This is a genomic window from Sphingobium sp. PAMC28499, assembly GCF_004795815.1.
Classification (GTDB): Bacteria; Pseudomonadota; Alphaproteobacteria; order Sphingomonadales; family Sphingomonadaceae; genus Sphingobium; species Sphingobium yanoikuyae.
On record NZ_CP039248.1, the window covers coordinates 3,777,266 to 3,801,370 of the forward strand.

Below are 24,105 nucleotides of genomic sequence, written 5' to 3' on the forward strand. Positions count from 1 at the left end.
GAGACGGCATGGCGTTCTATTGCTATATACTGCGATGCGCGGACGGCTCCTATTATACGGGCCACACCGACGATCTCGACGCCCGCTTCGCCGCCCATCAATCGGGCATCATCAAGGGCTACACATCGGAACGGCTGCCGGTCGAACTGATGTGGTCCGCCGAATTTCCGACCCGCGCCGAGGCGCTGGCCAGCGAGTTGCAGATCAAGGGCTGGTCCCGCAAGAAGAAGGAAGCCTTGATCGCGGAAGACTGGCAGGAGCTCAAGGCAGCTTCCGTCTCACCCACTTCGCCTTCGCTCAGTGACGCCCTTCGACTTCGCTCAGGGCGAACGGAGGTGGAGGCAGACGAGAAAATTGGTTCCATGAATATAGACACCTCCCCCCTCCCCCCCGTCATCGTCCTGGTCCGTCCGCAACTGGGCGAGAATATCGGCAAGGCGGCGCGGGCGATGCTGAATTTCGGGCTGACCGAGATGCGGCTTGTTTCCCCGCGCGACGGCTGGCCCAATCCCGATGCCGGCCCGGCGGCGGCGGGCGCGGACTTCATCCTGGACAAGGCGCAGGTCTATGAGACGCTGGCCGATGCGGTCGCCGACTGCGCCCATGTCTATGCCACCACCGTGCGCAAGCGCGGCGTCACCAAGCCGGTGGTCACGCCGGAGGAAGCCGCGCAGGAAATCCATGCCGCACAGGGCCGCTGCGCCTATGTGTTCGGGCCGGAACGCTCGGGGCTGGAGACCGAGGATGTCGCGCTTGCCCGCAAGATCCTGACCGTGCCCATCAACCCGGAATTCGGCTCGCTGAACCTCGCCCAGGCGGTGATCCTGTGCGCCTATGAATGGTCCAAGCAGGCCAATCTGGCCCAGCCGACCGTGACCGAGCTGGGCGAACCCGCGCCACAGGAGGAGCTGGAAGGCATGATCCTGCAGCTCAACACGCTGCTGGAGAAGGTCGGCTATTTCTTCCCGCCCGACCGCGCACCCGCGACCAAGCTGACGCTGCGCAACCTGCTTACCAAGCCGGGCTGGAACCATCTGGAGGTGCGCACGCTCCGCGGCGTGCTATCGCACCTCAACCGACCGCGCGAGCGTTAACCCCGCGTGCGGTCATACTCGGCCATTTCATAGGCGATCGAGGCTTCGACCAGCTGCTCCCACAGCTCCGCGATGACGTCGCCGGGCGCACCCAGCCGTTCGGCCTCCGCACGGGCATTGTCGATCACCTGGCGCTTGCGCGCCTCGTCGCGCACGGCGCTGCGATCCGGCTTGATGCGGGCGGCGGCGCGCATATGGGCGAAACGCTGGTCAAGCAGGGCGACGAGCTGGCGGTCGAGGGCGTCGACACCGGCGCGCACCTCGGTCATACTGGTATAGTCTTCGGGCTTCATGGCCGCCGGATTAGGCCGCGCTCCGCCGGCTGTCGAGGCTTGACATAGTATCCGACCTTCTCCATAGGCGCGCCTTCGCGATTGGCCCCGCATCCCGGTGAAGCGGCGGCCCTGTCCCTGAAATATGGAAACAGGCGATGACCGGGAAGCCTTCGCCCTCCGCTTGCTGCGGACCTCGGTTCATCGGATCCGGAGGGCGGATAACGTAGTATGCAGTTGTAAGGAATTAGGTATGTCGAAGCGCTCTAGCGCCAAGTACAAGCTCGACCGTCGCATGGGCGAGAACATCTGGGGTCGCCCGAAGAGCCCGGTCAACAAGCGCGAATATGGCCCCGGTCAGCACGGCCAGCGCCGCAAGGGCAAGATGTCGGACTACGGCATCCAGCTGCGCGCCAAGCAGAAGCTGAAGGGCTATTACGGCGACATCACCGAGAAGCAGTTCAAGAAGAACTATTTCGAAGCCAGCCGCATGAAGGGCGACACCGGCCAGAACCTGATCGGTCTGCTGGAGCGCCGCCTGGACGCCGTCGTGTACCGCGCCAAGTTCGCGCCGACCATCTTCTCGGCCCGTCAGATCGTTTCGCACGGCCACATCTATGTGAACGGCGTGAAGTGCAACATCGCCTCGCGTCTGGTGAAGCCGGGCGACGAAATCACCCTGGGCAAGAAGGCGCAGGAAATGGCGCTGGTTCTCGAAGCGCAGAGCCTGCCCGAGCGTGACATCCCCGACTATGTCGCCCCCGACGGCGCCACCAAGGTCACCTATGTCCGCGTTCCGACGCTGGACGAAGTGCCCTACCCGGTGAAGATGGAACCGAATCTGGTCGTCGAATTCTATTCGCGCTAATCGGTCTTTCCGGACAGAATTTGGAGAAGGGCGGCCCCGCAAGGGACCGCCCTTTTTCTTTTGGCCATTTTCTTTACCTTGTAACAATCTTGCCTTGCCCCCGGTGCGATGGCATCACCCCGCCATCCTATCCAACCAAGGGTCATTCCCATGCGCAGCTCCGTCGCGGCGATCGCCGCCGTTCTCGCCCTTTCCGCTCCCGCCCTGACGCCCGCCGTCGCGCTGGCCGCCCCGGCCGCCAAGAGCGACGCCGCCCCCTCGATCGACACGATGAAGCGGCTGGTGAAGGAGCTTTCGTCCGACGCCTATGAGGGCCGCGCGCCCGGCACCGTGGGTGAGGAAAAGACGCTGGCGCTGCTGACCGCCGAGTTCGAGAAGCTGGGCCTCAAACCCGGCAACAAGGGCAGTTGGTTCCAGGATGTGCCGCTGGTCGAGATCACCGCCAAGAATGTCTCGGCCCTGAGCTTCACGGGTGGCAAGGCGCCCATCACCGCCACCTATGGACCGGAAATGGTGATCGGCACCTATCGCACCACCCAGCCCCGGATCGAGGTCAAGGACAGCCCGGTCGTGTTCGTCGGCTATGGCATCAACGCCCCGGAAAAGGGCTGGAACGACTATGCCGGCCTGGACGTGAAGGGCAAGACGGTGCTGATCCTGGTCAATGACCCGGATTATCAGACGCCGGGCCTGACCGGCCCGTTCAATGGCCGCGCCATGACCTATTATGGCCGCTGGACCTACAAGTTCGAGGAAGCCGCGCGCCAGGGCGCCGCCGCCGCGATCATCATCCACGACACCGAGCCGGCCGCCTATGGCTGGAACGTCGTCCAGTCGAGCTGGACCGGGTCGCAGCATGTCGCCGACAATCCGGGCGGCAATGCCGACCAGTCAGCCGCGATCGGCTGGATCCAGAAGGACAAGGCCGCCGCCCTGTTCGCCGACGCGGGCCTCAACCTCGACCAGCAGATGGCCGCCGCCAAGCAGAAGGGCTTCAAGGCCGTGCCGCTGGGCGCGATCAAGGCCAATGTCTCGTTCGACAATGACCTGCGCAAGCATGCGTCGAAGAATGTCGTCGCCCTGCTGCCGGGCAAGACCCGCCCCGACGAATATGTGCTCTACAGCGCCCATTGGGACCATCTGGGCCACTGCCAGGCGGCGCCCGACGGCGACGATATCTGCAACGGCGCGGTCGACAATGCCACCGGCACAGCCGCGCTGGTCGCCCTGGCCCAGGCCAATGTGAAGGCCGGCCCGTCCGACCGCAGCCAGGTGTTCCTGGCCGTCACCGGCGAGGAATCGGGCCTGCTGGGTTCGGCCTATTATGGCAACAACCCGGTCTTCCCGTTCAGCAAGACCGTCGGCGGCGTCAACATGGATGCCTTGAGCGTCGCGGGCCTCGCCAAGAATGTCGTCGTCATCGGCAAGGGCAAGTCGCAGCTCGATGCCTATCTCGACCGCGCACTGGGCGCGCAAGGCCGCGTCGCCACGCTCGAACCGACCCCGGAAAAGGGCTATTATTACCGCTCCGACCATTTCAGCTTCGCCAAGCATGGCCTGCCGATGCTCTATTTCGAGGGCGGCGAGGATCTGGTGAAGGGCGGCACCGCCGCCGGCATGGCCGCGGCGGAGGATTATACCGAGCATCGCTATCACGGTCCCAAGGACGAATATGATCCCAACTGGGACTGGACCGGCGTCGCCGCCGACCTGAAGCTCTATTATGATGTCGGCCGCGCGCTCGCGAACACGACCGACTGGCCCAACTGGGTCGATGGCGACGAATTCCGCGCCATCCGCGACAAGGACCGCGCGGGCAAATAAGCATCGTCAAGGCCGGCGACAGCATGGGGACGCTGTCGCCGGCCTTTCATCTTCGGGGCTATAAGGGGGATCATGACCCAGAAATTCGACCGGCGCATGTTGCCGATCACATCGGCCATGGCGGCGGCCCTGCTCGCCACCGGCTGCTCGCGCAGCCCCGACACGGCCGACCGCGACGTGCGTGTGTGCCGCGATGCGCAGGGACGCCGGGTCGAGGACCGCAATTGCAGCTGGGGCGGCAGCGGCGGCGGCCATGGCTGGTATTATCTGGGCCGGGGCAGCGCGGTCGCGCGCGTGGGCGAACGGGTCAGTGGCGGGTCGATCGCCCCCTCCTATGGCCATAGCTACAGCCCGGCATCCTCGGCCAATGTGACGCGCGGCGGCCTTGGCCTGTCGGGGCGCAGCGGCCACAGCTGATGGAACGGATCGCCTGCACGCCGCGCCCGCACTGGCAGGCCCGCGTCGAGCATCTGGGCCTGGTCTGGCATGGCGCCGATGCCCAGCCCTATTGGGATGAAAGCGCCTGCTATCGCTTCAGCCCGGACGAGATCGCGGAGATCGAGCAGGCCACCGCCGAACTCTATCGCCTGTTCCTCGCCGCTGGCCAGCATGTGCTGGATCAGAATCTGCTCGGCAGCTTCGGCATTCCCGATTTCTGTCATCAGGCGATCCGCGAGGCGTGGGACGGCGAGCCGGCCGCGCTCAACTATGGCCGCTTTGACCTCGGCTATGACGGCGCCGGTCCGCCCAAATTGTTCGAGTTTAACTGCGACACGCCGACCAGCCTACTGGAAGCATCGGTGATCCAGTGGGACTGGAAGGAGGCCGTCTTTCCCGCCGCCGACCAGTTTAACAGCCTGCACGAGCGGCTGGTCGACCGCTGGCGCGCCATCGCCCCGCCGCGTGGCACGTCGATGCTGCACCTCACCTATGTCGACGGCAATATGGGCGAGGATGCGGTGACCGTCGCCTATATGGCCGACACGGCGCGCGAAGCGGGGATCGACACCCAGTTGATCCAGACCCAGCAGCTCGGCTGGGACCATCAGCGCCGCCGCTTCGTCGATCTCGACAATCGGCCGATCGACGCCCTGTTCCACCTCTATCCCTGGGAATGGATCGTCCATGAACCTTTTGGCCGGGAAGTGGTGGAAAGCCTGTCCTCCACCCTGTGGATCGAGCCGATCTGGAAGATGATCTGGAGCAACAAGGCGATCCTGCCGATCCTGTGGGATCTGTTCCCCGGCCACCCCAATTTGCTGGAGGCCAGCCGTGTCGCCATGACCGGCGACCATGTGGTGAAACCGCTGCTGTCGCGCGAGGGCGCCAATGTCCGCCTCGTCCAAGATGGCGAAACGGTCGCCCAGAGCGGCGGCGACTATGGCGAGGAAGGCTTCATCTACCAGCGGCTCTATACCCTGCCCGGTGCAGGCGACCGGCGGCCGGTGCTCGGCAGCTGGGTGGTGGATGGCGACCCCGCCGGCATGGGCATTCGCGAGGATGGGCCGATCACCGGCAATGCCGCGCGCTTCGTGCCGCACATCATCGCCTGAAGGTTCAGCGCGGGTTCAGCGCTTGGGGCTGACCTTGCCCCGTCCTGTAGGAGCAACGCCATGCGCATCCCCCTTGCCCTGCCCAGCCTGTTTCTGACCGCCCTCGCCCTGCCGGCCACGCTGCCCGCGCAAATCGCGCCCAAGACAGAGCCGACCGCACCGCCCGGCCCGGTCAATGTCCGGGTCGAGCCTCGGCCCTCGGGCGACTATGAACTGGATCGCGCGCGTCAGGACATACGCGACGGACGCAAGAGCGGCTCGCTCAGCAGGAAACAGGCGCGCGCGCTGCGGCGAGAGGCCGACCGCGCCGATGCCCAGGCCGATCGCAGCGCCCGCGATGGCCTCAGCTATTCCGAACAGCGCGAAATCGACATGCAAGGCCGCGCCCTCCAGAGCCTGACCGAAGCCCAGCGCAGCCAGCCAAGCGGAAAACGGCCTTAAAGTCTGAGGTGGGCGCATAGGCTCCAACCTGCCTTTCATCCCGTCATCCCAGCGAAGGCTGGGATCTCTCTTTTCTTTCAAACCCATCGTTAAAAGAAGTGAGATGCCAGCCTCCGCTGGCATGACGGACCTGGGTGGGAAGCGGACTGTCCGAAAATCCTCCCCAAGCTTGCTTGGGGAGGGGGACCGCCGAAGGCGGTGGAGGGGCAATAGCCTTGCGCTTGCGCCATTTCCCCTCCGTCAGCGCTTCGCGCTGCCACCTCCCCAAGCAAGCTTGGGGAGGAACTAGGTCTGGTCGCAACCTCGCCCCTCATTGCCCCGCCGGGGCGTAGGTCCAGTTCTGGGCGTTGCTGCCGTCCATCATCGCGGTTTCGGCCATCAGCAGACGGCCTTCGCGCCAGTAGCGGATGCGCTGGGGATAATCATGGTCGGGATTGGCGAAGCTGATGTCGCGCACGCCCTGCTCCAGCACGGGGAAGATCGTTTCCTTGCCGCCCTCTGGCGCCGCATGCAGCGTCAGCGTTCCGTCCGCCGCCCGCACGATCCGCATCACCTCCCAGCTTTGCAGGCTTTCGCCCCGCCCGCTGCGCCCCATGCCGATCATCACCCCGCCGCGCGGCAGCGACCAGAGTTCCTCGGTCCAGCGGTCGCCCCGTTCCTGCTGCCATTCGCCGGTCAGCCATTCGGGCAGGTCCGCCGCCTGCGCCAGCGGCGCCGCGCCCAGCATCAGCGCCGCCAGCATGATCGATACGCTCTTCTTCACCCGCTACACCCTCTGTCCAGACCCGCGACCCTGCGCTATGGAGCGCGCAACATCTCTCCCGCTATCTCGGACCGGCCAGCGCGCCGGGCAAGGACAAATCTATGACTTTTCGCATGCCTGCCGAATGGGCGCCGCACGACTGGACCTGGATCGGCTTCCCGACCAACCCGGAAGAATGGCCCGGCGCCTTTGACGGCGCGCGTCGCCAGATCGCCGATTTCGCCAGTGCGCTCCACGCCGATGGCAAGGGCGAGGAGGTGCGGCTGGTCGTCGCCAACCAGGCGGATGCGGACGCTGCGCGTGCGCTGGTCGCGCCGGGCGTCACCATCGCCGTCCACAGGCTGGGCGACGTATGGCTGCGCGACACCGCGCCGATCGCCGTGCTGAACGGCGCTGGAGACCGCGCATTGGTCGATTTCGGTTTCAACGGCTGGGGCGGCAAATATCAGATGCCCGGTGACGAGGATATCGGCGCGCGCCTGGCCGCGACCACCGGCATGACGACCTCCACCCAGAATTGGGTGTTCGAGGGCGGCGCGATCGACACCGACGGCACCGGCCTGTTCGTCACAACCGAACAATGCCTGCTCCACCCCAACCGCAACCCGGACCTTGATCGCGGCAAGATCGAAACGCTGCTGGCCGGCGCGCTGGGCCTGTCCGACATGCTGTGGCTGGGCGATGGCCTGCTCAACGACCATACGGACGGCCATGTCGACAATCTCGCCCGCTTCGTCGCGCCGGGCAAACTGGCGCTGCCGATCGCGACCACGCCGGACGATCCCAATACGGCCATTTATGCCGACGCCCGCGCCCGCGCCAAGGCGCATGGCGTGGAGGTGGTCGACATCCCTTCGCCCGGCCTGGTGCTGGTCGATGGTGAGGCGATCCCGGCCAGCTACATGAATTTCTATGTCGGCAACGCCGCCGTCATCGTCCCCATCTATGGCCAGCCCAATGACCAGGCGGCACTCGATGCCTTCGCCCCCTTCTTTCCGGGGCGTCAGATTGTCGGCCTGCGCAGCGACGCGATCCTGTCGGGCGGCGGCAGCTTCCATTGTTGCAGCCAGCAAATGCCCTCGCTGGTCTAAGGGTTAGTCCCCCGTTGCGGGGATGCGCATGCGGGCGCAATTTCCGGGCCGGGCGACGCAGCATCGCCCGGCTTCAGGAGCATTGCCCCATGTTTCGTCCGATCCTTGCCACTTCACTGATCCTGCTGGGCGCGAGCGCCGGCACCGCCCAATTGCCCAGCATCGTCGGCATGGGCGCTGAAAACGCCGCCGGCGTGCTGGGCTATTGCGTCAAGAACCGGCTCGTTGACGCGACCAGCGCCAATGCCGTGCTGGACAAGCTGCACAAGAAACCGGGCGTGAAGGGCTCGGGCGCCTTCAAGTCCGGCGAGACCGGCATCATCCATGCCGGCAAGAAGGACATTTCGCTCGACAGCCTGAAGGGCGATGCCAAGGGCAAGATGTGCTCCATGGTGCTCAAGCAATCGGCTTCCCTGCTATAGGCGCTTCCCGGTAGCGCGGCGGCGCCATAGCCCCTATATCGCGCGGCGAACCCATCATGGAGTGATGAATGACCCGCGTGACCGTCGCCGCCCTGCAGCTCGCCTTTTCGGACGACATGGCCGACAATATCGCCATGGTCGCCGATCATGTGACCAAGGCCGCCGCCCGCGGCGCGAAGATCATCCTGCCGCCCGAACTGTTCGAGGGCCATTATTTCTGCAGGCAAGAGGACGAAGCCCTGTTCGACCGCGCCCAGCCGACCGACCAGCACCCCGCCGTGCAGGAAATGCGCAAGCTGGCCAAGGATCTGGGCGTCTATATCCCGACCAGCTATTTCGAGCGGGACGGCCATCATTATTACAACTCGCTCGCCATGATCGATGATGAGGGCGAGATCATGGGCGTCTATCGCAAGAGCCACATCCCCGACGGTCCGGGCTATGAGGAAAAATATTATTTCCGCCCCGGCAATACCGGCTTCAAGGTGTGGCCGACCAAATATGGCACCGTGGGCGTCGGCATCTGCTGGGACCAATGGTATCCCGAAACCGCCCGTTGCATGGCGCTGATGGGCGCGGAAATGCTGTTCTACCCGACCGCGATCGGCTCTGAACCCTATGATGCGGAGCTGGACACCAGCCGCATGTGGCGCCGCGCGATGATCGGCCATGCGGTCAGCAACTGCATGCCGGTGATCGCCGCCAACCGCATCGGCGAGGAAGAGGGCCAGAAATTCTACGGCCACAGCTTCATCAGCGACGAATGGGGCGATTTCCTCGCGGAGTCCGACGCCAGGGACAATGGCGCGCTGGTCGCCACGCTGGACCTTGCCAAGGCGAAAATCCACCGCGCCGGCATGGGCTTCTTCCGTGATCGCCGCCCCGAACTTTACGGCCGCATCGCGCAGGATATCTGATGACGCACTGCAACCCGGCCCGGATCGGCTGATGCAGTCGATCCTGGTCTATATCGCCGCCGCCCTGGCCGAGATCGCCGGCTGCTTCGCCTTCTGGGCGTGGCTGCGGATGGACAAGTCGATGCTGTGGCTGATCCCCGGCGCGGGGTCGCTGCTGCTCTTCGCCTGGCTGCTGACCCTGGTCGACGCGGCGGCGGCGGGCCGCGCCTATGCGGCCTATGGCGGCGTCTATATCAGCTCGGCGCTGCTCTGGCTCTGGCTGGTCGAAGGCGTGCGGCCGGACCGCTGGGACATGGCCGGCGTGGCGCTCAGCCTGGTCGGCGCGGGCATCATCCTGTTCGGCCCGCACCGCGCCTAATTGGCGGACGTCAGCCCCGCCAGTTCCACCGCCCGCGCAAACACCGCCTCGAACATCTCCGCCGTCAGCCGGTTGGTATTCTGATTGTAGCGCGAACAATGATAGCTATCGATCAGCATCCGCCCGTCGGGCATGCGATGCTCCGCCCCATGGGCAAAGCGCGCCTTGGGCAACTTGCCACCAAGCACCTTCACCGCCGACTGATGGGCAATCTCGCCCAGCGCGACGAAGGTCCGCGCGCGCGGCAGTTGCGCCACGCCGTCGGCCAGGAAGGGGCGACAGGCATGGACTTCGGCCGGCACCGGCTTGTTCTGCGGCGGCAGGCAGCGGACCGAATTGATGATGATCGCGTCGCGCAGTTCCAGCCCGTCATCGACCCGCGCCTCATAATTGCCTTGCGCCAGGCCGAACTTCTTGAGCGTCGCGAAAAACAGCTCGCCCGCGACATCGCCGGTGAAGGGCCGACCCGTGCGGTTTGCCCCCTGCTTGCCCGGCGCCAGGCCGATGATGCCGATCCGCGCCATCGGGTCGCCAAAGGCGGGCACCGGCGCGTTCCACCAGTCGGGATGTTCCGCTCGGCATTCCTCGCGCAGCGCGACAAGACGGGGGCAGAGCGGACAGTCGCGGGGCGGTTCACTAGATAGGGGGCTTTGCAGGATCATGGCGCTCAGATAGGCGCTGCACCATGCCGGACACAAGCCGCCACCTTTATGCCCTCTCGATCGGGTCGAACCGGCCGCTCTCGGCTCGGCTGACGCCGCCGCGCCTGCTGGCCGAGGCGGTGCGCCGGATCGGCGCGCTGGGCGATGTCCTTGCCCTGTCCCCGACGATCGAGACGCCGCCGCTCGGCCCGTCGCGCCGCCGCTTCGCCAATGCCGCGCTGCTGGTCGCCAGCGCCCTGCCCCCGCCCGCCATGCTGGCCGCGTTGCAGGGCATCGAGGCCGGGCTTGGCCGCCGCCGCTTCCAGCGCTGGGGCGCGCGCCGGCTCGACATCGACATCATCCTCTGGTCGGGCGGGCATTGGCGCAGCCGCGATCTTCTGATCCCCCACCCCACCTTTGCCCAGCGCGACTTCGTCCTGCGCCCGCTCAGCGCCATCGCGCCCGACTGGAAATGCCCGCCTTCCGGGCAGAGCGTGCGGCATCTCCATGCGCTTTTGCGAAAAGCATCCTATCATCGTGCCACAAGAGGTTGACCAGCCGCCCGCACGCCACTAGTGCGAGCGGTCTCGACAGGGGGTCCATAGCTCAGTCGGTAGAGCAACTGACTTTTAATCAGTAGGCCGCTGGTTCGAACCCAGCTGGACTCACCACCCCCCGACATCGCGATAGAAACCGATTCCGGCGCATCCTTGCCGATCGAGCGCGCGCATCCACGCCATTTCTGCACGCAACGCACAACTGTCGTGCCGACAAACGGCAGGACAGGACGCCCCCGGATGTTATCGAGCGGGCGACGCGCCCGCTGCCAAGATTCGGGGCGCACACCGCGGTTTTCAAAAGCGGGCGCGTCACCCTCCCTTCGTTCCGACCTGTCGCGGCCTGCCCGCCGCACAAAGCAAAACGCGGCCCCGGAACATGCCCGGAACCGCGTCTTTGCCTTTTCCCCAAAGGGGAATGGGATCAGAACTTGCCCTGGATACCGACGAAGAAGCGCTGACCGGGATAGGCCATCTCCACCGGCATATCGCTGTTGATATAGAGTTTGGTGGATTCCTTGGTCAGGTTCTGCGCTTCCAGGAAGACACTGAAATGATATTGCGGGAAGCGCAGCGTGATCTTTCCGTCCAGATAGCCTTCACCCCTGCGATAGAGCGGGTTATTGCCGTTATTGGCATCAATCACCGTCTGCATCCACTTGGAGCGATAATTGTAGCTCAGGCGGAAATTGAGCCAATCCTTGTCGTAGAAGAAGCTGGCATTATAAGTATATTTCGACATGCCGGGATATTCTTTGAGTTCCGCCCCGGTCGCACTGTTGGTGAGGTTGGTCCGCAACGCCCGCGAATAGCTGAAATTCGCGCTAGCCCCGAAACCATCGAACGGCTTGGGCAGGAAGGTGAAGGCAGTCTGCGCATTCGCCTCGATGCCGTCGAGCAGCGCACCAAAGCCATTGACCGGCTGGCGCACCGTATAGCTGGAGCCGTCGTTGAACAGGTCCACGCCGCTGCGGGTCACATTGGGAATGACAAAGCTGGATTCATATTTCTTCCAATAGCCCAGGCTCAGCATCGTGTCGGCATTGGGATACCAGGCCAGGTTCACTTCCCACTGGTCTGCGCGATAGGGCTTGAGCGCCGGATTACCCGCTGTGCAGGTATCGTCCGTGCCCGTGATGGTGATGTCATCCAAGCAATTGATGTTCGGCACCAGGTCGGTGGGACGCGGTCGCGCCAAATTCTTGGCCCAGTTCGCCCGCAGGAACAGGTCGCGCGCCAGTTCCAGATTGGCGTTGAAGGCCGGCATGATGTCCGTGTAACTGTTGCTGATCGTCACCGATTGCGCCGCCAGCACGACCGTTTCCGTGCCGCCGGTCGGGGTGAAGCGGGTCACGCGGCTGACATTGGTGCCGGTCCCTTCATCCTTGGTATGCATCCAGCGCACGCCGGCATTGCCGGTCAGGCGCATGCCGAAAATCTGGGTATCGATATCCGCCATGACATAACCCGCCAGCACGGTTTCGTCGATCTTGGCGCTGGGCACCTGCGGGAAACCATCGGCGAAGCGGACCAGATCATGATCGAAGCCCGACAGATCGTAGAATTTCCCCAGTTCCTCGGCATCGAAATTGGGGAAGGCGAGCCCCGTGGGCAGGCCAGCCGGCGCGCCCTTCAGGCCGGAAAAGAGCGGCGCGCCACCCGTGGTGCCGCCTATCGCGCCGATCAGCGCGGTATATTGGGCGGGCGTCATATACCAGGTATTGCCGTTGCGCGTCTGGGTCGGATTGGCGACGATATTGGTGGTGTAGGAGACATTCGCCGACGATTGATAGGTCATGCTCGTGGGATCGAGCAGTACCGAACCACCCCCCTGATAGTTCAGGAATTTTTGTTTGCGCCCCTGGGCACCAAATTCGATCTTGCTGACGATCGGGTGATCGATTTCCCAATCGACGTCGATCTTGAACTGATCTTCGGTATTGTTGAACTCGCCCGGACGATATTGCAGGCCGGGGCCGTAGACGGGCAGCACCTGGCCATTGGCGCCGGTGCGGGTGAAGTCGGCATAGACCGCCGGATCGGCGGGGTCGAAATTGGATGGGAAGCTGAAGACCGGCAGCCCCTGATCATTGTTGCGGTCGATGGTGATGCCCGACACGCTGGTGCCCAGCGAAATGAGGTTGGTCTGCTGATCGGTATGGGCGGTCGCATGCGATCCCATCACGTCGATCTTCAACCGGCTATTGGGTTCCCAGGTGAAGCCGCCCGAGAAATATTTGCTGTCCTGGTCATAATCGAAGTCGCGGCGCTGCACGCCGATGATGTTCGCCGCACCATTCCAGTTGGGGTTGGTTGCGGTACCGATGTTGACGGCGTCAAGCGCGGTGGTGAGGCCGGTGACGACATGGTTCCCGTTGACCGTCGAAGTGCCCAGTTGGACCCGGCGACGCGACGTGCCACCGCCCGCGCCGGCTGCCAGTTGCGGATCGAGATTGAAGCGCTCGATGCGGCCCAAATCGACCGAATAGTTGGTGTCCTGCAGCTTCTGGTTGCGCAGATTGACCTGGCCGTTGACATAGGCGCGGAAATTGGGCGCCACCTGATATTGCAATGTGACATCGGCCGAGATGCGCTTGTCATTACGCACCAATTGGCGATAGCGCGGCACGGTCGGCGCCCAGTCGAAGAACTGGGTTTCGCACGCCAGCCGGTTGGCGGTGGCGGCCCCACTGGTCGCACCACCGACGCCAGCGCAGCTCTCATATGTATTATAGTTGCTGTAGAGCGGGTTAGCGACCGTCTTCTCGGTCGAATGATCGAAATCGGCCAGCCGCTGCCAATTGGTGTTGCTGATATAATCCTGGCGTGTGTCGACGTCGCTATAGGTAGCGTTGACCAGGATGCCCAAGCCATCGATCAGGAATTTGGGCGCACCGGCAAAGAAGGTCAGGCGCGGCTTCCAGCTTTCCGTAAGATCCAGATGCTGGCCCGACGCGACCATCGAGATCAGTGGATCCTTCAGTTCCAGCGGCTTGCGCGTTTCGACGCGCACCGTGCCGCCGATGCCACCTTCGGTCAGGTCGACGGCATAGCCCTTGTAGACGTCGATCGACTTGACCAGTTCGGCCGCGATTTCGCGGAAGTCGCCGGCGCGCGAACCGAGCGCGCTGACCTGGCTGACACCGTTGATCTCGACGCGGTTGAGGTCGGGTTCGACGCCACGGATCGAGATCTGGTTGCCCTCGCCAAATTCGCGGCTCAGTTGGACGCCGGTGATGCGGGCGAGCGAGTCACCGATATTCTTGTCGGGGAAGCTGGCGATATCATCGGCGACGATCGAGTCGACGACGGTGTTCGCTTCCTTCTTGCGGTTGATCGCCGATTGCAGCGAGGCGCGGGTGCCGACGACGACGATATCGGCGGCCGAAACGGCGCCTTCCTTCTTTTCGCCTTCGTCATTTGTCTGAGCAATGGCCGAAGCCGACATCAGCATGACGCCCGCCATGGTCAGGGCAGAGGCGCCCTTCAGCGTCCGGCGAACCATTGCGATGTTGGAAAAATTGCGTGCACTTTCAGTGGTATGCTCGCGCATAGCCGATCCCCTCTCTCCCAGAACACCCCATGACCGACTCCGTTTCCCCACGGTCGTCGAATCAGTTTCTAGACGGAGAGTTACTGAACCTATATGTGGGATGCAATTCTAATATTTGGATCAGTAGTGATCCGGAGGGGAGATTGATGCAAATGCGCACCACTATTCGGGCCTTTACCATGATGCTCGGGCTGGCGACTTCGACCATGGCATTGGCAACTGGCCCCACCGCCCGAATAGCGGCCGAACGACTTGATCGCGGCGCGGTAGCGCTACCAGCGCAGGGCGGCGGCATGCTCATTACATGGCGTCTACTGGCCGATGATCCCGCCACCATTCGCTTCCGTCTGCTGCGCGATGGCAAGCCGATCCATGACAGCCGCGTCGGCGAAGCCACCGCCTTCGTCGACAGGAAGGGCAGCGCCACCAGCCACTATGCGGTGCAGCGGATCGGCGACAAGGGCGCCCCCTCCCCCGCCATGATGTGGGACAAATCCTATCTCTCCATCCCCCTCACGCCCCCCGCCGACGGCGTCACCCCCGCCGGCGAGTCGTTCAGCTACACCGCCAATGATGCCAGCGCGGCCGATCTGGACGGCGACGGCCGTTACGAGATCATCCTGAAATGGGATCCGACCAACAGCCATGACAACAGCCAGGGCGGCTATAGCGGACCGGTGCTGCTCGACGCCTATCGGCTCGACGGCACGCGGCTTTGGCGCATCGATCTGGGTCGCAACATTCGCGCAGGCGCCCATTATACCCAGTTCCTGGCCTTCGACTTCGACGGCGACGGTCGCGCCGAAGTGGCGATGAAGACCGCCGACGGCACGGTCGACGGCACCGGCACGGTGATCGGCGACGCCAGGGCCGACTGGCGCGGCCATGATGGCGAAGTGCCCCAGCGCGACCGCACCGGCGCCAAGATACTGCCCGATGGCACGAAGGTCGCGCCGATGCAGGGCCGCATCGTTAAGGGGCCGGAATATCTGACCGTCTTCGACGGCCTCACCGGCAAGGCACTCGCCACCGCCCCCTATGATCCGCCGCGCTATCCCGGCGGCAATCCCACGACCGCGCAACTGACCGAAAGCTGGGGCGATGGCTATGCCAACCGGTCCGACCGGTTCCTGGCCGGTGTCGCCTATCTCGACGGCCATCTGCCCTCGATGGTCTTTGGCCGCGGCTATTATGCCCGCACCGCGATCGCCGCCTGGGACTGGCGCGACGGCAAGCTGACCCAGCGCTGGCTGTTCGACAGCAGCCAGCCGGGCAAGGGCGACTATGCCGGGCGCGGCAATCACCAGCTTTCGATCGCCGATGTCGATGGCGACGGCCGCGACGAGGTGATCTACGGCTCGATGGCGGTCGACGACGATGGCAAGGGGCTGTGGACCCAGCCGCTCTTCCACGGCGACACCATGCATGTCAGCGATCTCGACCCCGCCCGCCCCGGCCTCGAAAAATTCGGCGTGTTCGAGGATCAGCGCCAGAACGGCATGATCGGCTCCGCCCTTCTCGACGCGCGCACCGGCCAGATGCTCTGGTCCACCCCGGCCGAAAAGGATACCGGCCGCGGCGTCGCCGCCGATATCGATCCGCGCCACTGGGGCGCCGAGTTCTGGAATTCCAGTTCGGCCGAACTGTTCGACGTCGCCGGCAAGCCGATCGGCCCGCGCCCGCGCCAGATGAACTTCGCCATCTGGTGGGATGGCGACCTGCTGCGCGAACTGCTCGACAAGACGACCATTTCCAAATGGGACTGGGAAAATGGCAAGGAAATCCCCCTGCTCTCGCCCGAGGGCCTGTCGTCCAACAACGGCACCAAGGCGACACCGGCGCTGCAGGCGGACCTGATCGGCGACTGGCGCGAGGAAGTGGTATGGCGCAGCGCCGACAATCGCGAACTGCGCATCTACACCTCCCCCTATCCGACCACGCACCGCTTCGTCACGCTGATGCAGGATCCGGTCTATCGCCTCGGCGTCGCCTGGCAGAACACCGCCTATAACCAGCCGCCGCACACCAGCTTCTATCTGGGCGCCGGCAAGCAGGGCGAACGCTGACCCTCGATCGGGTGGGCGGCGCCACACACGCCCCACCTGACTGACCAATATATGGATCACATATCCATTTTTAGGGATATCTATTGACCCCTCGCCCGGCATCGCCCAAAGTGGCCTGACCAATATTCGGAGAGGGCAAGGGCATGAAGCGGAAATCGGCTGTCGGCGCGCGGGTGCGTCAGTTGCGGGGTGGCCTGGCCCTGCTGGCGCTGGCGCCGCTCCTGCCCGCGCTCCCCGCCGCCGCCCATGACGCCTCCACCGTCACCGCCTCGCCGCGCCAGACCTATAATCTCAATCCCGGCTGGCTGATGACCACCGGCGATCAGGCCGGCGCGCAGCAGCCCGGCTTTGACGACAAGGGATGGCAGAACGTCACCCTGCCCAACGCCTTCAACGAGACCCAGGCCTTCGCCCGCGACATCAAGGCACTGTCCACCGGCATCATCTGGTATCGCAAGCACATCACCCTTCCCGCCGATGCGACACGCGGCAGGGCCTTCCTCGAATTCGAAGGCGTGCGTCAGGCCGCCGAAATCTGGGTCAATGGCCGTTCGGTCGCCCTCTCCGAACATGGCGTCATGGCCTTTGGCGCCGACATCAGTGCTGCGCTCCGTCCCGGCGATAATGTCATCGCCGTGCGCGTCGACAATGACTGGAAATATAAGGAACGCGCCACTGGCAGCGGCTTCCAGTGGAACAATGACAATTTCAACGTCAATTATGGCGGCATTACCAAGAATGTCCGGCTCCACCTGACCGGGCCAGTCTATCAGACGCTGCCGCTCTATTCGTCGCTCGGCACCACCGGCCAATATGTCTGGGCCGACGGTTTCGACATCGCCGGCCGCCGCGCGACCATCCATGCCGAAAGCCAGGTCCGCAACGACAGCGCCGCTGCCCGCGCCTTGTCGTTCCGCGTCGAAGTGCGCGATCCCGCCGGCCGCCGCATTGCCCGCTTCGACAGCGCCGCCGCCTCGATTGCGCCCGGCCAGACCGCCACCCTCGCCGCCGCCGCACCGGTCGCCGGCCTCCATTATTGGAGCTGGGGCTATGGCTATCTCTACACCGTGACGACCAGCCTGATGGACAAGGACAAGGTCATCGACAGCGTTGATACGAAGACCGGCTTCCGCCAGACCCGCTTCGGCGATGGCAAGATCGACCTCAATGGCCGCACCATCATGGTCCATGGCTATGCCCAGCGCACCTCCAACGAATGGCCCGCCGTCGGCACCTCCATCCCGCCCTGGATCAGCGACTTTTCCAACGCGCTGATGGTGGAGAGCGGCGGCAATCTGGTCCGCTGGATGCACGTCACCCCGTCAAAGCAGGACATCGAATCCGCCGACCGCGTCGGCCTGATGCAGGCGATGCCGGCGGGCGACGCCGAAAGCGACGTCACCGGCCGCCGCTGGGACCAGCGCAAGGAAGTGATGCGCGACGCGATCATCTATAATCGCAACAATCCCTCGATCCTCTTCTACGAAAGCGGGAACGAGAATATCAGCGAAGCGCATATGGCGGAGATGAAGGCGATCCGCGATCAATACGATCCCCATGGCGGCCGCGCCATCGGATCGCGCGAAATGCTGGACAGCAAAGTCGCCGAATATGGCGGCGAGATGATGTATATCAACAAGAGCGCGAAGCATCCGATGTGGTCGATGGAATATAGCCGCGACGAAGCCGCCCGCGCCTATCAGGACAATTTCACCCCGCCCTTCCACAAGGATGCGCCCGCCTATAATCGCAACCAGGACAGCCATGCCATCGAGGATGTGAAGCGCTGGAACGACTATTATGTCATGCGGCCGGGCACCGGCACCCGCGTCAGCTCGGGCGGGGTCAACATCATCTGGTCGGACAGCAACACCCATTTTCGCGGCGACAATAATTACCGCCGCTCGGGCGAAGTCGACGCCGTGCGCATCCCCAAGCAGGGCTTTTTCGCGCATCAGGTGATGTGGGATGACTGGGTCGACAGCGTCACCCCCGCCACCCACATTATCGGCCACTGGAACTATGCGCCCGGCACGGTCAAGGACATGAGCGTCGTGTCCAATGGGGATAGCGTCGAGCTGTTCCTCAACGGCCGCTCGCTCGGCAAGGGCCAGCGCAGCGATAGTTTCCTCTTCAGCTGGAAGAATGTCGCCTTCGCCCCCGGCACGCTGCGCGCCGTCGCCACCCACGCCGACGGCAAGACGTCGGAGTTCAGCCTCATCACCACCGGCCCGGCGGTCGCGCTCAAACTCACCCCCCATGTCTCACCGCGCGGCTTCGTCATGGACGGCGCCGACATCGCACTGGTCGATGTCGAGGCGGTCGATGCCCAGGGCCGCCGCGTGCCGGTCGATGCCAGCAAGGTCCATTTCGATCTCAAGGGGCCGGCGCTCTGGCGCGGCGGCATTGCCCAGGGCGACAGCCAGGGCAAGGTCCGCGCCGGCCAGACCGAAGGCGAAGCGGTGGTGACCAAGGCGCATGGCGCGGACGGCACCACCTCCTATGCCGGCACCGCGCGCGAGGAGGATAATTATATCCTCTCACCCGACCTGCCGCTGGAGGGCGGGGTCAACCGCGTCCTGATCCGCGCGGGCACCAAGGCCGGCACGGTATCGCTCACTGCGACGGCGCCGGGCCTGAAAACGGCCAGCCTGTCGATCCAGACCAAGCTGCCCGCCGCCACCAAGGGCGGTCTGTCCACCGACTTCGCCGACGCCTTCCAGCCCGGCAGCCTGGTGCGCGGCCCGACGCCGGCCACCCCCAGCTTCACCCCGCACCGCACCACTTTCCTCGCCCAGGATATCCGCGCCGGGTCGGGACAGACCGATGCCAGCGCCACCGTCGACGACAATGAACTCACCCGCTGGGCGAGCGACGGCAAGCCCGACAATGGCTGGATCGAATATCGCTTCGCCACGCCGGTGCGCTTGAGCGAAATCGACCTGAAGCTGGTCGGCTGGCGCTCGCGCGCCTATCCGCTCGAACTGACGATCGACGGCAAGAGCGTCTGGCGCGGCGAGACCGAACGGCAGCTCGGCTACACCACGCTGCGTTTCCCCGCCACGACCGGCCAGTCATTGCGCATCCGCCAGACCGGCCCGGTGCAGGACAAGGACGCCTTCGGCAAGGTGGTGGAACTGGCCAGCGCCCGCCAGGCCGGCGACACCGGCGCCGACGCCGTCCCGCCCGGCTGGCACCTGGGCATTGTCGAAGCCGAATTCCACGGTCCGGTCGACTGACGCCCCCAACCCGCACGCTCCCACATCCGTTCGTTTCGAGCCTGTCGAGAAACGAGAAAGCCGCGCCGGCCGTTTCTCGACCAAGTTCATTCTGAGCGCCTGCCTCAGATCATACGGACAAATTCGGACGGTCTGAAAGCGACCAGAAGCTGACGTTTCTCATTCCTCCCCAAGCTTGTCTTGGGGAGGTGGCAGCGCGAAGCGCTGACGGATGGGCAATGGCGCGACCTCATCTACTTGCCCCTCCACCGCCTTCGGCGGTCTCCCTCCCCAAGCAAGCTTGGGGAGGATTGTCGGTCAGTCCGCAACCCACCCATCGCCACCGCTCGGCGAACCTCAAAGCAAGCGCTACGATGCCTTCGCCAGCCCCGGCACCCGCACCGGCTGCGCCACCGGGCGGTTGAGCGCGACCGACAGCCGATCGGCCGTGCGCAGCGCCAGCGCAGCGATGGTCAGCGTCGGATTGGCCCAGCTCGATGTCGGGAAGATGGACGACCCCACGACATAGAGATTGGCCTGGCCATGCACGCGCCCGTCGGCATCCACCACGCCTTGGCGCGGGTCGGTCGCCATGCGGGTCGTGCCCATATGATGATAGCCGCCGATCGCGTGGGACGAGATGAGCGGATCGTTGCGCCACAGCTCGCCCGGCTCGTCCAGCCAATCGGCCCGCTCGACCCGGCCCATGCCCAGCCGCTTGAGTTCACGGCCCAGACCATCGACCAGTCCCGTCACGCTATGCTTGTCGATCGCCGACAAGCGCCAGTCCAGCGCCACGCGCGGCACGCCCAGCGCGTCGCGCTCCTTCGTCAGCAGCACCCGGCTATCGGGATTGGGCGCCTGTTCGGCCCGCACCAGCAGCGCGATCTCCAGCTTGCCCGCCTTGTGCAGCAGCCAGGGACGCAGCGGATCGACATGGCGCTGGGCCCAGGTCGCCGCCTTCTTGGTCATCATCCACATCCGCCGGCCACTGCGCGTCGGCGACATGTCATGCTTGAGCGAACCATAGGCGCGCATGCCCCAGAATTGCGACGCCCGCGCCGGTTGCCGCCCGACGATGGTGAGCGAGCTGTTGAGCAGCCCCTCGCGCCGCTGCAGATCGGCAGAGGGCGTGATGAGCGCTGCCATGTCATGGCCGCCGATCCGGTGCCGCCGGCCGAAGGCCTTGAGCAGTGGCCAGGCCTTGGCATCGACGATCCGCCCGCCGCGCGCATGGGGATGTTCCATGAAGTTGCGGCCGACCTGGTCGCGCTCATTGCCGATGTTCGACGCCAGCAGCAGCCGGGCATTCTCGATCCCGCCCGCCGCCAGCACGAAGGCGCGCGCCTCGACATGCAGATGCGCGCCGGCCAGCGCCTTCGCCTCGATCCGGCTGATCGCGCCATCCCTGGTCACGATCCGCGTGACGCTGGCATGGGTGATGATCTCGCAGCGTGGATGGTCGCGCAAATCCTGGCACGCGTCGAAGGTGAAGCGGTTGAAACGCGGATCGAAATTCCACACCGGCATATGCAGTTCCGACCGATCGAAGCCGGGCAGCGGCACGCCATGGGCGCTCAGCGCATCGGCGCTGGCCGGCTCGTCGCCAATCTCGAATATGCCGCGCGCCTGGCCATAATAATCCTGCAGTTCGTCCCAGGACAGCGGCCAGCCTGATCCCGCCACCCAGTCGCGGCGCTGCAGGTCGATCGGGTCCAACGTAGCGCAGCGCCCGCCCCAGATCGCCGTCGTGCCGCCAAAGAAGCGCAGCCGTGCATCGTCGAGATCATAATAGGCCTGGCCGACATTCTTGCCGGCGTTGAGGTCGGCGGTTTCCCGCTCATAGTCCAGCCCGCCGCTTTCCAGCAGCAGCACCTGATGCCCGGCCGCCAGCAGCCGGCGCGCGGTGGTGATGCCGGCCGCGCCCGCGCCGACGACGCAGACATCTGCCCGCCGGCGCAGCGCGCCGGTCTGTTGCGAGAGATCAATGCTCATTCATGCGTCCTGATTATTGGCCAGATCGGCCGCGTGCTTCTGCAGGAAATCCTGGGATTCCACGCCGGTCAGCACATAGACGGTGCCCTTGCGGGCCCAGTAGGCGATGGTCTCGCCGTCGACGACCTGGGTGCGCGGCGTTTCCGGCAGGCCGGTGACAGCCCGCGCCGCAAACAGCGACACCGGCGCCTTTTCGCCCGCGTCGATCACCAGTTGCAGGCTCGGCCCATAGTCCGACGGAAACAGCTGCACATCCAGCACCCGCCAGCCCGCCGGCAGCACCGGCACGTTGATATGGGTGGCGGACCGGACATCGGCCGGGTCGAAATGCGGGATTTCGGGCTGCGACTTCATGTGCGACCGGACCAGCGCGGTCTTGTGCGACATCAAGGCCTCCTCGATGAACACCGGCATCGCCTGCGCCGTCGGCGCCACGCCCATGTTCAGCTTGCCCACGCCCAGCGCCACGGCGGCAACGATGCCCGCCGCCATCGCCAGCCCGCCGCTCAACCGGCGAAACAGGCGGCTACGGTGCAGCGCGCCTTCCACCTTGCGGGCGCTGTCATGCAAGCGTTGCGGCACCGGCTGCTCGTCGCGCTCCGCCAGTGCCCGCATCGCGTCGCGCACCGACAGATCGGCCAGCACGCGCGCGGCGACATCAGGGTTGCGCACCAGATAATCGGCCACTTCCAGCCGCCCCATGGCGTCGAGCTGGTCGTCGACATAGGCGTGCAGTTCGCATTCGGTGATGGTGAGTTCTGCCATGGCTCAATCCCTCACGATGCGCAGATGGCCGGGGCGCATTGCGGGTGCGCCGTCCTCCAGCGCGCGCAGTTTCGCGCGGGCGCGGGACAGGCGCGAAATCAGCGTGCCGATGGGAATGCCGATCGCGTCGGCCGCATCCTGATAGGAAAGCCCCTCGACCGCGACGAGATGCAGCACGGCCTGCTGCTCCTCCGGCAGGGCGGTCAGCGCCGCCTCGATCTGGTGCAGTCGCACCATCTGCTCCTGCGCCGGCGCCGCTACCGGCTCGGCCTGCGCCACGGCGTCGGCGCGGAACCGTTCGCGCACGGCCGCCCGTCGCGTGCCGCTGACGAAGACATTGTGCAGGATGGAAAACAGCCAGACGCGCAGTGGCCGGCCGCGCTGATAGCTGTCGGCATTGGCATAGGCGCGCACCAGCGCATCCTGGACCAGGTCTTCGGCATCGCTTTCATTGCCGGTCAGTCGACGGGCGTAGCGCATCAGCGCGGGCAGCAGGTCGACGACCTTGGGCGACGTGGGTTTCATACGTCACTTACGCCTCAGTGGCGGCTTTAATCCCCTTTGCTACCAAATTATTTCCAGACCATGTATCGGGGCTTTCCCCGACCGGGGATCAGGGTCGGATTTCGCGCCTTTCCGCGCTGCTGCGCAGGCCCGCCTCCAATATCTCCATCACTGCGATCGCCTCGTCCGCCGGCACCGGATTGGCGCCCTCGCCCCGGATCGCATCGGCCAGCGCCTGCCAGAACAGCCGGTAATCGCCGCGCTCATTCATAACCATATGGGTATCGCCCGCCGCATCGGTCAGATCGCCCGGTTGCGGATCGACGCCCCAGTCCGCACCCTCAGGCCGCTGCCCCGCGACGGTCGCCGCCTCCTGCCCGTCGGTCCCACTCTTGATCCAGCTGCCGCCCGTGCCATGCACGACGAAGCGCAACCCGTGCGCCGCCGCTTGCTTGGTCGCATGCAGCAGCACGCGATGGCGCGGATAGCGCAGCGTCACATGGAAATAGTCGGGCGACACCGCCCCTTCGCGCAAAGCCGCAATATCCGCGCTCACCCCTTCGGGCTTGCCGAACAGGCACAGCGCCTGGTCGATCAGATGCGGCCCCAGATCCTGCCAGATACCCGCCGCCCGCGCATCCTTCCAGCTCGTCGCCGGGATCGGTCGCCAGCGGTCGAAATGGCTTTCGAACTGGATGATCTCGCCCAGCCGTCCCTCGGCAATCAACCGGCGCAGGGTGCGGAAATCGGCGTCCCAGCGCCGGTTCTGGAAGATCGCCAGCAACCGGCCCGCGCCTTCCGCCTCGGCCGCGACCCGGCGCGCATCGGCCAGGGTCGCAGCGAAGGGCTTGTCCACCAGCACATGCTTGCCCGCTCGCAGCGCCGCGATCGCATGGTCGGCATGCAGCTCGTCCGGGCTGCACACGATGACCAGATCGATCCCCGGCAGCGCCAGCAGCGCATCGACATCGGGCACCACCTGCATGCCCGGCAGGCCGGCATGGACCTTGGCCGGATCGCGCGAGACCACCGCGCGCAGCGCCATGCCCGGCGTCGCCAGCACATAGGGCGCGTGGAACGCCCGCCCGCCAAGCCCATAGCCGATCAGGCCCACGCCGATTTCCTGCATCATCATCGTCCCATATCGCCAGGGCGGATCAGGGCGCGCGCGCCTTGCCCCATAAAAATAGCATATACTATCTT

At 65.1% G+C, this 24,105-nt stretch carries 21 protein-coding genes and 1 tRNA gene; 14 read left to right on the forward strand and 8 right to left on the reverse strand.

Annotated elements, in window-relative coordinates:
• Positions 1-8: 8 nt before the first annotated feature.
• Entirely contained in the window at positions 9-1,094 is a 1,086-nt protein-coding gene (locus E5554_RS17965; protein WP_136187627.1) for a TrmJ/YjtD family RNA methyltransferase, read from the forward strand.
• On the opposite strand, the gene E5554_RS17970 is transcribed toward E5554_RS17965, so the two are convergent.
• Positions 1,091-1,387: a chorismate mutase gene (locus E5554_RS17970; RefSeq protein ID WP_037507836.1), complete on the reverse strand. Its 297-nt coding sequence runs from the start codon at positions 1,385-1,387 to the stop codon at positions 1,091-1,093. The two genes, E5554_RS17965 and E5554_RS17970, sit on opposite strands and share 4 nt — an antisense overlap.
• A gap of 232 nt (positions 1,388-1,619) precedes the next feature.
• Here E5554_RS17970 and rpsD point away from each other — a divergent pair, with 232 nt between their 5' ends.
• The 5 genes from rpsD to E5554_RS17995 all read left to right on the forward strand — a co-directional run bounded on the left by rpsD (position 1,620) and on the right by E5554_RS17995 (position 6,052).
• The gene (rpsD, locus tag E5554_RS17975) at positions 1,620-2,234 is read left to right on the forward strand and encodes a 30S ribosomal protein S4 (RefSeq protein WP_004211980.1); all 615 of its coding nucleotides are present in this window, start codon (positions 1,620-1,622) and stop codon (positions 2,232-2,234) included.
• A 150-nt stretch (positions 2,235-2,384) separates the two neighbouring features.
• A complete protein-coding gene (locus tag E5554_RS17980) occupies positions 2,385-4,058 on the forward strand; it encodes a M28 family metallopeptidase (protein WP_136187628.1) in 1,674 nt (557 codons plus the stop codon).
• A 72-nt stretch (positions 4,059-4,130) separates the two neighbouring features.
• Entirely contained in the window at positions 4,131-4,475 is a 345-nt protein-coding gene (locus E5554_RS17985; RefSeq protein ID WP_136187629.1) for a hypothetical protein, read from the forward strand.
• Positions 4,475-5,611: a glutathionylspermidine synthase family protein gene (locus E5554_RS17990; RefSeq protein ID WP_136187630.1), complete on the forward strand. Its 1,137-nt coding sequence runs from the start codon at positions 4,475-4,477 to the stop codon at positions 5,609-5,611. The genes E5554_RS17985 and E5554_RS17990 overlap by 1 nt, the downstream gene beginning before the upstream one ends.
• A 60-nt stretch (positions 5,612-5,671) precedes the next feature.
• On the forward strand, positions 5,672-6,052 hold the full coding sequence (locus tag E5554_RS17995; protein ID WP_136187631.1) for a hypothetical protein: 381 nt from the start codon (positions 5,672-5,674) through the stop codon (positions 6,050-6,052).
• Positions 6,053-6,362: 310 nt separating this feature from the next.
• Here the strand turns inward: E5554_RS17995 and E5554_RS18000 are convergent, their stop codons facing one another.
• Complete coding sequence (locus E5554_RS18000) at positions 6,363-6,815, reverse strand: DUF6265 family protein (RefSeq protein ID WP_136187632.1); 453 nt, start codon at positions 6,813-6,815, stop codon at positions 6,363-6,365.
• A 101-nt stretch (positions 6,816-6,916) separates the two neighbouring features.
• Here E5554_RS18000 and E5554_RS18005 point away from each other — a divergent pair, with 101 nt between their 5' ends.
• The 4 genes from E5554_RS18005 to E5554_RS18020 all read left to right on the forward strand — a co-directional run bounded on the left by E5554_RS18005 (position 6,917) and on the right by E5554_RS18020 (position 9,603).
• Positions 6,917-7,906 carry an agmatine deiminase family protein gene (locus E5554_RS18005; protein ID WP_136187633.1) on the forward strand — a complete coding sequence of 330 codons (990 nt, stop codon included), beginning with the start codon at positions 6,917-6,919 and terminating at the stop codon, positions 7,904-7,906.
• Between the two features lie 89 nt (positions 7,907-7,995).
• The gene (locus tag E5554_RS18010; RefSeq protein ID WP_136187634.1) at positions 7,996-8,328 is read left to right on the forward strand and encodes a DUF2501 domain-containing protein; all 333 of its coding nucleotides are present in this window, start codon (positions 7,996-7,998) and stop codon (positions 8,326-8,328) included.
• Positions 8,329-8,396: 68 nt separating this feature from the next.
• Complete coding sequence (gene aguB, locus E5554_RS18015) at positions 8,397-9,245, forward strand: N-carbamoylputrescine amidase (protein ID WP_099230338.1); 849 nt, start codon at positions 8,397-8,399, stop codon at positions 9,243-9,245.
• Positions 9,246-9,276: 31 nt separating this feature from the next.
• Entirely contained in the window at positions 9,277-9,603 is a 327-nt protein-coding gene (locus E5554_RS18020; protein WP_136187635.1) for a YnfA family protein, read from the forward strand.
• Here E5554_RS18020 and E5554_RS18025 read toward each other — a convergent pair.
• Positions 9,600-10,265 (reverse strand): uracil-DNA glycosylase, encoded by a 666-nt coding sequence (locus E5554_RS18025; protein WP_026109227.1) that lies wholly within the window; start codon positions 10,263-10,265, stop codon positions 9,600-9,602. The genes E5554_RS18020 and E5554_RS18025 overlap by 4 nt on opposite strands.
• 23 nt (positions 10,266-10,288) lie before the next feature.
• Here E5554_RS18025 and folK point away from each other — a divergent pair, with 23 nt between their 5' ends.
• Both folK and E5554_RS18035 read left to right on the forward strand, forming a co-directional pair.
• Complete coding sequence (folK, locus tag E5554_RS18030) at positions 10,289-10,798, forward strand: 2-amino-4-hydroxy-6-hydroxymethyldihydropteridine diphosphokinase (protein ID WP_125986636.1); 510 nt, start codon at positions 10,289-10,291, stop codon at positions 10,796-10,798.
• A gap of 41 nt (positions 10,799-10,839) precedes the next feature.
• Positions 10,840-10,915 (forward strand) — tRNA-Lys (locus E5554_RS18035).
• 310 nt (positions 10,916-11,225) lie between these two features.
• Here E5554_RS18035 and E5554_RS18040 read toward each other — a convergent pair.
• The gene (locus E5554_RS18040) at positions 11,226-14,354 is read right to left on the reverse strand and encodes a TonB-dependent receptor (RefSeq protein WP_136187636.1); all 3,129 of its coding nucleotides are present in this window, start codon (positions 14,352-14,354) and stop codon (positions 11,226-11,228) included.
• Between the two features lie 293 nt (positions 14,355-14,647).
• Between E5554_RS18040 and E5554_RS18045 the strand changes: the two genes are divergently transcribed.
• A complete protein-coding gene (locus tag E5554_RS18045) occupies positions 14,648-16,420 on the forward strand; it encodes a rhamnogalacturonan lyase (protein WP_136188404.1) in 1,773 nt (590 codons plus the stop codon).
• A gap of 143 nt (positions 16,421-16,563) precedes the next feature.
• A complete protein-coding gene (locus E5554_RS18050) occupies positions 16,564-19,659 on the forward strand; it encodes a DUF4982 domain-containing protein (RefSeq protein ID WP_136187637.1) in 3,096 nt (1,031 codons plus the stop codon).
• Positions 19,660-20,007: 348 nt separating this feature from the next.
• Here E5554_RS18050 and E5554_RS18055 read toward each other — a convergent pair whose 3' ends face one another.
• The 4 genes from E5554_RS18055 to E5554_RS18070 form a co-directional block, all read right to left on the reverse strand.
• Positions 20,008-21,633 carry a GMC family oxidoreductase gene (locus E5554_RS18055; protein WP_136187638.1) on the reverse strand — a complete coding sequence of 542 codons (1,626 nt, stop codon included), beginning with the start codon at positions 21,631-21,633 and terminating at the stop codon, positions 20,008-20,010.
• Complete coding sequence (locus tag E5554_RS18060) at positions 21,634-22,398, reverse strand: hypothetical protein (protein WP_004211880.1); 765 nt, start codon at positions 22,396-22,398, stop codon at positions 21,634-21,636.
• A gap of 3 nt (positions 22,399-22,401) precedes the next feature.
• A complete protein-coding gene (locus E5554_RS18065; protein ID WP_136187639.1) occupies positions 22,402-22,923 on the reverse strand; it encodes a sigma-70 family RNA polymerase sigma factor in 522 nt (173 codons plus the stop codon).
• Positions 22,924-23,011: 88 nt separating this feature from the next.
• Entirely contained in the window at positions 23,012-24,037 is a 1,026-nt protein-coding gene (locus E5554_RS18070) for an oxidoreductase (RefSeq protein ID WP_136187640.1), read from the reverse strand.
• Positions 24,038-24,105 lie beyond the last annotated feature (68 nt).

Excerpts from the sequence above, each read along its gene's own strand:
- E5554_RS17965 (WP_136187627.1), top strand. The coding sequence starts at position 9 with ATGGCGTTCTATTGCTATATACTGCGATGCGCGGACGGCTCCTATTAT.
- E5554_RS17970 (WP_037507836.1), bottom strand. The coding sequence starts at position 1,387 with ATGAAGCCCGAAGACTATACCAGTATGACCGAGGTGCGCGCCGGTGTC.
- rpsD (WP_004211980.1), top strand. The coding sequence starts at position 1,620 with ATGTCGAAGCGCTCTAGCGCCAAGTACAAGCTCGACCGTCGCATGGGC.
- E5554_RS17980 (WP_136187628.1), top strand. The coding sequence starts at position 2,385 with ATGCGCAGCTCCGTCGCGGCGATCGCCGCCGTTCTCGCCCTTTCCGCT.
- E5554_RS17985 (WP_136187629.1), top strand. The coding sequence starts at position 4,131 with ATGACCCAGAAATTCGACCGGCGCATGTTGCCGATCACATCGGCCATG.
- E5554_RS17990 (WP_136187630.1), top strand. The coding sequence starts at position 4,475 with ATGGAACGGATCGCCTGCACGCCGCGCCCGCACTGGCAGGCCCGCGTC.
- E5554_RS17995 (WP_136187631.1), top strand. The coding sequence starts at position 5,672 with ATGCGCATCCCCCTTGCCCTGCCCAGCCTGTTTCTGACCGCCCTCGCC.
- E5554_RS18005 (WP_136187633.1), top strand. The coding sequence starts at position 6,917 with ATGACTTTTCGCATGCCTGCCGAATGGGCGCCGCACGACTGGACCTGG.
- E5554_RS18010 (WP_136187634.1), top strand. The coding sequence starts at position 7,996 with ATGTTTCGTCCGATCCTTGCCACTTCACTGATCCTGCTGGGCGCGAGC.
- aguB (WP_099230338.1), top strand. The coding sequence starts at position 8,397 with ATGACCCGCGTGACCGTCGCCGCCCTGCAGCTCGCCTTTTCGGACGAC.
- E5554_RS18020 (WP_136187635.1), top strand. The coding sequence starts at position 9,277 with ATGCAGTCGATCCTGGTCTATATCGCCGCCGCCCTGGCCGAGATCGCC.
- E5554_RS18025 (WP_026109227.1), bottom strand. The coding sequence starts at position 10,265 with ATGATCCTGCAAAGCCCCCTATCTAGTGAACCGCCCCGCGACTGTCCG.
- folK (WP_125986636.1), top strand. The coding sequence starts at position 10,289 with ATGCCGGACACAAGCCGCCACCTTTATGCCCTCTCGATCGGGTCGAAC.
- E5554_RS18040 (WP_136187636.1), bottom strand. The coding sequence starts at position 14,354 with ATGCGCGAGCATACCACTGAAAGTGCACGCAATTTTTCCAACATCGCA.
- E5554_RS18045 (WP_136188404.1), top strand. The coding sequence starts at position 14,648 with ATGCTCATTACATGGCGTCTACTGGCCGATGATCCCGCCACCATTCGC.
- E5554_RS18050 (WP_136187637.1), top strand. The coding sequence starts at position 16,564 with ATGAAGCGGAAATCGGCTGTCGGCGCGCGGGTGCGTCAGTTGCGGGGT.
- E5554_RS18055 (WP_136187638.1), bottom strand. The coding sequence starts at position 21,633 with ATGAGCATTGATCTCTCGCAACAGACCGGCGCGCTGCGCCGGCGGGCA.
- E5554_RS18060 (WP_004211880.1), bottom strand. The coding sequence starts at position 22,398 with ATGGCAGAACTCACCATCACCGAATGCGAACTGCACGCCTATGTCGAC.
- E5554_RS18065 (WP_136187639.1), bottom strand. The coding sequence starts at position 22,923 with ATGAAACCCACGTCGCCCAAGGTCGTCGACCTGCTGCCCGCGCTGATG.
- E5554_RS18070 (WP_136187640.1), bottom strand. The coding sequence starts at position 24,037 with ATGATGATGCAGGAAATCGGCGTGGGCCTGATCGGCTATGGGCTTGGC.